The following is a 6,949-nucleotide window of genomic DNA, read 5'->3' as shown; positions in this document are numbered from 1 at the left end:
GCTGGAGACCTTCGGCCGCCCGGGGACATCTCAGCCCGTCCGGCGTTTGAGGACCGGGGGTTCGGGGGCAGCGCCCCCGAGGCAGGTACGGGACGGGTAGGGGCGGCGGGGGCGGGAGAATGCCACCCCCGCCAGCACCACGCCCATCCCCACCACCACCCGCAGTCCGATCTCCTCGCCCAGCACCACCGCCCCCATCCCCACCGACACCACCGGCAACAGGTACCCGACCGTCGCCGCGCTCGTCGGGCCCTCGTCCGCGATCAGGCGGTAGTTGAGGTAGAACGTGACCCCCGTCCCGAGGACACCGAGCGCGGTCACCGCCAGGAGACCCGTGGCGTCGGTGCGGACGGGCCCGGCCGCCGGAAGCGCCACGCACGTCCACGCCGTGGCCGTCAGCAGCTGCGCCGCGGACACAGCCAACGGCGCCCCCCGCCCCGTAAGCGTGCGCGCCATGTACGCGAAGGCCACCGCGTAGCTCGCCGCCGCGCCCAGCAGGGCCGGCGCGCCCCACGTCAGCAGGCCCGAACGATGCCACGGGGCGAAGATCAGGAGCGTACCGGCGAAGCCCAGGAACAGGCCGGCCAGCCGGACGCGGCCGAGTCCGCGGTCCGTGCCCAGGGCGACGCCGATCAGCAGCGACCACAGGGGAGTCGTCGCGTTCAGCACGCCCGCGACGCCCGAGTCGACCGTCTGCTCGCCGACGCTGAACAACGCGAACGGGACGGCGTTGCAGAAGAGGGCCGCGACGACGAGGTGGCCCCACGTCCCGCGGTCGCGCGGCAGGCGCCGGCCCGCCGAACGGGCCAGGAGCAGGAGCACGGCCGTGCCGAGCGCGCAGCGCGTGATGGTGATCTGGGCCGGGGACAGCCCGTGGTTCAGGGCGAGTTTGATCCACAGGAAACCCGAACCCCAGAGGAGCGCCAGGGCGGCCATGCGGAGCGTGGAGGTGAGCGGCATGCGTCCACGGTGAGTCACGTATGACGTAAGGACAAGTGAAAGATGTTGCATGCACTGTTAACCTCACCTACATGCTTGATGTGCGACGCATGCAGATGCTGAGAGCCGTGGTCACCAGCGGGTCCGTGACGGCGGCGGCGACCCGCCTCGGCTACACGCCCTCCGCGGTCAGCCAGCAGATCGCGGTGCTGGAGAAGGAGGCCCGTACGCCCCTGCTCGAACGGGTCGGCCGGGGCGTACGGCCCACCGAGGCCGGCCTGCTGCTCACCGGGTACGCGGACGCCATCGGCCGCCAGGTCGCCGAGGCCGAGACCGCGCTCGACGACCTGCGGGCGGGCCGGACCGGGCGGCTCGCGGTGCGGTACTTCGCGACGGCGGGGGCCGCGCTGGTCGCCCCGGCGGTGGCCCGGGTCCGGATCGAACACCCCGGCGTACAGATCGAGTTGAAGCTCATCGACCCCGAGGATCCGCTGCCGGACGTACGGGAGGGGCGGGCGGACCTGGCCCTCGTGGTGCGGCCGGAAGGGGAGACGGAGGGGGCCGACGGCGTGCGGCTGGTGCGGCTGCTCGACGATCCGTATCGCGCCGTGCTCCCGAAGGGGCACCCGCTGGCGGGGCGGCGGACCGTGGCGCTGGCCGACCTCGCCGAGGAGCCGTGGGTCGGCAGCGAGTGGCCGGGGCCCTGTCTGGACGCACAGCTCGCGGCGTGCGAGGCCACCGGCTTCCGGCCCCGGTTCGTGGTGGAGAGCGAGGACTACGTGACCGCGCAGGGGTTCGTCGCGGCGGGCCTCGGCGTCAGTCTGGTCCCGCGCCTGGGCCTGGGCAGCCGGCACCCCGGAGTGGTCGTACGGGAGGTCAGGCGGCCGGAGCCGGTGCGGGCGATCTTCGCCGCCGTGCGGGAGGCCGCGGAGCCGACACCGGCGCTCCGGAGTTTCCTGGCGGCGCTGCGGGAGGCCGGGGGAGGCGGGGAGTGACCCCGCCCCGGCCTCTCAGGTTTTGGGCGGCACGGGCTGTGGGACCTGTTGCGGGAGCGCGTACGGCAGCGATCCGTACCAGAGCCTCGCCACCGTGTAGCCGAACGCCAGGCACGCCATGCCGCCCACCGCGTCCAGCCAGAAGTGGTTGGCCGTCGCGACGATGACCACGAGGGTCGCCACCGGGTAGAGCAGGCCGAGGACCCGGACCCAGGGGACCGAGGCCAGGGCGAAGATCGTGAGGCCGCACCACAGGGACCAGCCGATGTGCATGGACGGCATCGCGGCGTACTGGTTCGACATGCTCTTCAGGTCGCCGGAGGCCATCGAGCCCCAGGTCTGGTGGACCACGACCGTGTCGATGAAGTCGTTGCCGGTCATCAGGCGCGGCGGGGCCAGCGGATACAGGTAGTAGCCGACCAGGGCCACACCCGTGGTGGCGAAGACGACCGTGCGCGTGGCCGCGTACCGGCCCGGATGGCTGCGGTAGAGCCACACCAGGACGCCGATGGTGACCACGAAGTGCAGGGTCGCGTAGTAGTAGTTCATGCCGACGATCAGCCAAGTCACCGAGTTCACGGCATGGTTGACCGATTCCTCGACGGCGATGCCGAGGTGGTGCTCCATCCTCCAGAGCCAGTCGGCGTTCTCCAGCGCCTGGGTCCGCTGCTCCGGAACGGCGTTGCGGATCAGCGAGTACGTCCAGTAACTCACTCCGATGAGCAGGATCTCGAACCAGAGCCTGGGGCGGCGAGGCGTACGCAGCCTTCGCAGGAGACGGTGTCCCGCGCTGCCGTGCGCCTCGTCCGCGACGGGCTGTGGAGGGGCCTGCTCCTGGCCTTCCAGTGTCGTCACGGTGCTCTCACCCATAGGGACAGAGTCTGCCAGATGAGCCTTTCCCGACCGATCATCCCTTGGGTGGGTCCTGGCCGCACGTTCTACACCTGAAGTAGGTGAGGCACTACTTCCTGCGCACGAGAACGCCCGCCCCGCACCCCTGAGAGGTACCCCTAGGTGGTATCGCAGATATGGCCGGTACGGCTGGTGCCGCCGGTATCGCTAGGCGCGGTTGCGGTCCCCGGGGGACGAGGCCGTCGAGCCCCGCACCACCAGTTCGGGCATGAACACGAACTCGCTGTGGGGGGCCGGGGTCCCGCCGATCTCCTCCAGCAGCGTCCGCACCGCGGCCTGGCCCATCGCCGGGACCGGCTTGCGGACCGTGGTCAGGGGCGGGTCGGTGAACGCGATCAGCGGGGAGTCGTCGAAGCCGACGACGGAGATGTCGTCCGGGACTTCGAGCCCGCGCTGGCGGGCCGTGCGTATGGCACCCAGCGCCATCATGTCGCTCGCGCAGACGATCGCCGTGCAGTCGCGGTCGATGAGGGCCGCGGTGGCGGCCTGTCCGCCCTCCAGCGTGTACAGCGAGTGCTGGACCAGGCGCTCCTCGATGTCCGCCGTGGCCAGACCCAGCAGGTCCTGCATCGTGCGGACGAAGCCCTCGATCTTGCGCTGCACCGGCACGAACCGCTTGGGTCCCAGCGCCAGGCCGATCCGGGTGTGGCCGAGCGAGACGAGGTGCGTGACCGCGAGGGCCATCGCCGCCCGGTCGTCCGGGGAGATGAAGGGCGCCTGCACCTTTGGCGAGAAACCGTCGATGAGGACGAACGGCACTCCCCGCCCGCGCAGTTGCTCGTAGCGCTGCATGTCCGCGGAGGTGTCCGCGTGCAGTCCGGAGACGAAGATGATGCCGGCGACCCCCCGGTCGACCAGCATCTCGGTCAGTTCGTCCTCGGTGGAGCCGCCCGGGGTCTGCGTCGCGAGCACCGGCGTGTAGCCCTGCCGCGTCAGCGCCTGGCCGATGACCTGGGCCAGGGCCGGGAATATCGGGTTCTCCAGCTCCGGGGTTATCAGCCCGACGAGCCCCTCGCTGCGCTGGCGCAGCCGTACGGGCCGCTCGTAGCCGAGCACGTCGAGCGCGGCCAGTACGGACTGGCGGGTGGTGGCGGCGACGCCCGGCTTCCCGTTCAGGACCCGGCTGACGGTCGCTTCGCTCACCCCCGCCTGCGCTGCGATGTCGGCAAGCCGTGTGGTCACGGGATTGGACTGTACCGGCCGGGGATCGCGTTGCCCACTGAACGAACGCCGTGCGCGGGCACTTGGACGGCCCGCTCCGGGCTGCTGCGTCATCGCGTTCCCTCGTGATTCTGGTCGGCAGTGTCGTGGCGGGGTGGTCGTCGTCCGCCGCGTGCGCCCGTGCGGACGGGGTGTTTCCTGCAAGGCGCCGAGCGCCGATGATCCTCGTGACGGACGAGTATGGCAAGAGCTTGCAGAGTCTTGCACGGCGGCCCCGCACCCCATGAATGCCGCTGTGGCAAGGCATAGCGGCAGATCGGGACGGTTCCGAAGAGGTCACGGCGGGGTAACTGTCCGCGGGTCTTGCACTTTTTTGCTGCAAGGCCTTTCGCGCCGCTTACATCGCTGTTACGTTCACGTCGCCCGACGGCGGCAACGGTGCGGTCGGCGAGTCGGCAGGGACGGCGGACGGGGCCGCTCCCTCAAGCACACGGGCTTTCACCCTCAAGGAGAACTCATGCGGCGTGGCATAGCGGCCACCGCACTGGTGGCGTCCCTCGCCCTCGCGGCGACGGCCTGCGGCGGAGACAGCGACGACAGTGGCAAGGCGGACGGCCCGGTCACCCTCACGTGGTGGGACACGTCCAACGCCACCAACGAGGCACCGACGTACAAGGCCCTCGTGAAGGAATTCGAGAAGGCCAACCCGGACATCAAGGTCAAGTACGTCAACGTGCCCTTCGACCAGGCGCAGAACAAGTTCGACACCGCCGCCGGTTCCAAGGGCGCCCCGGACATCCTGCGTTCCGAGGTCGGCTGGACCCCCGCCTTCGCCAAGAAGGGCTTCTTCCTGCCGCTCGACGGCACCGAGGCCCTCGCGGAGCAGGACAAGTTCCAGGCCAGCCTGATCGAGCAGGCCAAGTACGAGGGCAAGACGTACGGTGTGCCGCTGGTCACCGACACCCTCGCGCTGGTCTACAACAAGGAACTCTTCGCGAAGGCCGGCATCGACGCGGCGCCCACCACCTGGGCCGACCTCAAGACGGACGCCGGCACGGTCAAGGAGAAGACGGGCGTCGACGGCTACTGGGGCTCCACCCAGGCCTACTACGCGCAGTCGTTCCTGCACGGCGAGGGCACCGACACGGTCGACGCCGACGCCAAGAAGATCACCGTCAACTCGCCCGAGGCGGTCAAGGGCTACAAGACCTGGCAGGGCCTGTTCAGCGGCAAGGGCCTGCACAAGGCCGACACCACCGCCGACGCGTACGCCCACATCCAGGACGCCTTCGTCAACGGCAAGGTCGCCTCGATCATCCAGGGCCCGTGGGAGATCACGAACTTCTACAAGGGCTCGGCCTTCAAGGACAAGGGCAACCTCGGTATCGCCACCGTCCCGGCCGGCTCCAGCGGCAAGGCGGGCGCCCCGACCGGCGGCCACAACCTCTCCGTGTACGCGGGTTCGGACAAGGCCCACCAGGAGGCCTCGCTCACGTTCCTGAAGTTCATGACGTCGGCGAAGTCGCAGGAGACCATCGCCCTCAAGAACTCCACGCTGCCGACCCGCGAGGACGCCTACACCACCGAGGTCAAGTCCGACCCGGGGATCGCCGGCTACCAGGGTGTGCTCGCCGCCGCCCAGCCGCGTCCGGCGCTGCCGGAGTACAGCTCGCTGTGGGGTCCGCTCGACACCGAGCTGCCGAAGATCGCCGGTGGCAAGGAGTCCCTCGACAAGGGCCTGGGCAACGCGGAGACCGCGATCGCCAAGCTGGTCCCGGACTTCAGCAAGTGACACCGGGTGGCCGCCGGATCCGTCCCCGTCCAGAACGGGGGGCGCGTCCGGCGGCCACCGGCCCACGACCGGCCCACAGGCTCAGGCCCGCAGACCCACCGGCCTGCTGAGCAGCCCCTGATTTTCCAGAAGGTGTCGAATCATGACAGTCGTCATCGACCGCGCGACCGGCAAGCGCCGGGGGAGCCGGGCCCCGCGCCCCGGCCTGCTCCAGCGCATGAAGCGTTCGTACCAGAAGTACTGGTACGCGTACGCGATGACCGCCCCGGTGGTCGTCGTGCTCGGTGTGCTGGTGCTCTATCCGCTGGTGCGCGGCATCTACCTGACGTTCACCGACGCCACCAGCCTCAACTCGGCCCGCACGATCGGCGTCAACCACATCGACGCCACGTACGAGTTCATCGGCCTGGACAACTACGCCGACATCCTGTGGGGCCCCACCGCGTACGACCGGTTCTGGTCGCACTTCATCTGGACGATCGTGTGGACGGCGCTGTGCGTGCTGCTCCACTACGTCATCGGGCTCGGGCTGGCGCTGCTGCTCAACCAGAAACTCAAGGGCCGCACCTTCTACCGGCTCATCCTCGTGCTGCCGTGGGCCGTGCCGACCTTCGTCACCGTCTTCGGCTGGCGGTTCATGCTCGCCGACGGCGGCATCATCAACTCCATGCTCGACGCGGTCCATCTGCCCTCGCCGCTCTGGCTCGAGGACACCTTCTGGCAGCGGACCGCCGCGATCATGGTCAACACCTGGTGCGGTGTGCCGTTCATGATGGTCTCGCTGCTCGGCGGACTGCAGTCCATCGACCCCGTCCTGTACGAGGCCGCGGAGATGGACGGCGCCAACGCCTGGCAGCGCTTCAGGAACGTGACCCTGCCGGGTCTGCAGTCGGTCAGCTCCACCGTCGTCCTGCTGGGCGTCATCTGGACGTTCAACCAGTTCGCCATCATCTTCCTGCTCTTCGGCGACACCGCGCCGGACGCGCAGATCCTCGTCACCTGGGCCTACTACCTGGGCTTCGGCCAACAGCCGCGCGACTACGCGCAGTCCGCCGCGTACGGCGTCCTGTTGCTGTCCATCCTGATCGTCTTCACCTCCGTCTACCGCCGCTGGCTGGCCCGCAACGAGCAGCAGCTCGCGATCTGAGGC

The 6,949-nt window shown here is 69.7% G+C and carries 6 protein-coding genes; 3 read left to right on the top strand and 3 right to left on the bottom strand.

Annotation, left to right across the window (positions count from 1 at the left end; translation table 11 throughout):
* Positions 1 to 30: 30 nt before the first annotated feature.
* The gene (locus tag ACFVH5_RS24855; protein ID WP_385835947.1) at positions 31 to 960 is read right to left on the bottom strand and encodes a DMT family transporter; all 930 of its coding nucleotides are present in this window, start codon (positions 958 to 960) and stop codon (positions 31 to 33) included.
* A 71-nt stretch (positions 961 to 1,031) separates the two neighbouring features.
* Between ACFVH5_RS24855 and ACFVH5_RS24850 the strand changes: the two genes are divergently transcribed.
* Positions 1,032 to 1,934 carry a LysR family transcriptional regulator gene (locus ACFVH5_RS24850; protein ID WP_385835946.1) on the top strand — a complete coding sequence of 301 codons (903 nt, stop codon included), beginning with the start codon at positions 1,032 to 1,034 and terminating at the stop codon, positions 1,932 to 1,934.
* 15 nt (positions 1,935 to 1,949) lie between these two features.
* On the opposite strand, the gene ACFVH5_RS24845 is transcribed toward ACFVH5_RS24850, so the two are convergent.
* Complete coding sequence (locus ACFVH5_RS24845; protein ID WP_385835945.1) at positions 1,950 to 2,804, bottom strand: phosphatase PAP2 family protein; 855 nt, start codon at positions 2,802 to 2,804, stop codon at positions 1,950 to 1,952.
* Positions 2,805 to 2,993: 189 nt separating this feature from the next.
* Positions 2,994 to 4,028 (bottom strand): LacI family DNA-binding transcriptional regulator, encoded by a 1,035-nt coding sequence (locus ACFVH5_RS24840; protein WP_384815146.1) that lies wholly within the window; start codon positions 4,026 to 4,028, stop codon positions 2,994 to 2,996.
* 496 nt (positions 4,029 to 4,524) lie between these two features.
* On the opposite strand from ACFVH5_RS24840, the gene ACFVH5_RS24835 reads away from it, so the two are divergent.
* Both ACFVH5_RS24835 and ACFVH5_RS24830 read left to right on the top strand, forming a co-directional pair.
* Positions 4,525 to 5,799 carry an extracellular solute-binding protein gene (locus tag ACFVH5_RS24835; protein ID WP_385835943.1) on the top strand — a complete coding sequence of 425 codons (1,275 nt, stop codon included), beginning with the start codon at positions 4,525 to 4,527 and terminating at the stop codon, positions 5,797 to 5,799.
* A 142-nt stretch (positions 5,800 to 5,941) separates the two neighbouring features.
* Entirely contained in the window at positions 5,942 to 6,946 is a 1,005-nt protein-coding gene (locus ACFVH5_RS24830) for a carbohydrate ABC transporter permease (RefSeq protein WP_385835941.1), read from the top strand.
* The last annotated feature ends 3 nt before the right edge of the window (positions 6,947 to 6,949 follow it).

Origin of the sequence: Streptomyces sp. NPDC127119, assembly GCF_042677425.1 — a bacterium.
Taxonomy (GTDB): domain Bacteria; phylum Actinomycetota; class Actinomycetes; order Streptomycetales; family Streptomycetaceae; genus Streptomyces.
The sequence above is the reverse complement of the archived record's forward strand: the minus strand, read 5'-3'. Positions and strand labels throughout refer to the sequence as shown.

Coding starts and splice junctions, on each gene's coding strand:
- ACFVH5_RS24855 (WP_385835947.1), bottom strand. CDS start 960: ATGCCGCTCACCTCCACGCTCCGCATGGCCGCCCTGGCGCTCCTCTGG.
- ACFVH5_RS24850 (WP_385835946.1), top strand. CDS start 1,032: ATGCTTGATGTGCGACGCATGCAGATGCTGAGAGCCGTGGTCACCAGC.
- ACFVH5_RS24845 (WP_385835945.1), bottom strand. CDS start 2,804: ATGGGTGAGAGCACCGTGACGACACTGGAAGGCCAGGAGCAGGCCCCT.
- ACFVH5_RS24835 (WP_385835943.1), top strand. CDS start 4,525: ATGCGGCGTGGCATAGCGGCCACCGCACTGGTGGCGTCCCTCGCCCTC.
- ACFVH5_RS24830 (WP_385835941.1), top strand. CDS start 5,942: ATGACAGTCGTCATCGACCGCGCGACCGGCAAGCGCCGGGGGAGCCGG.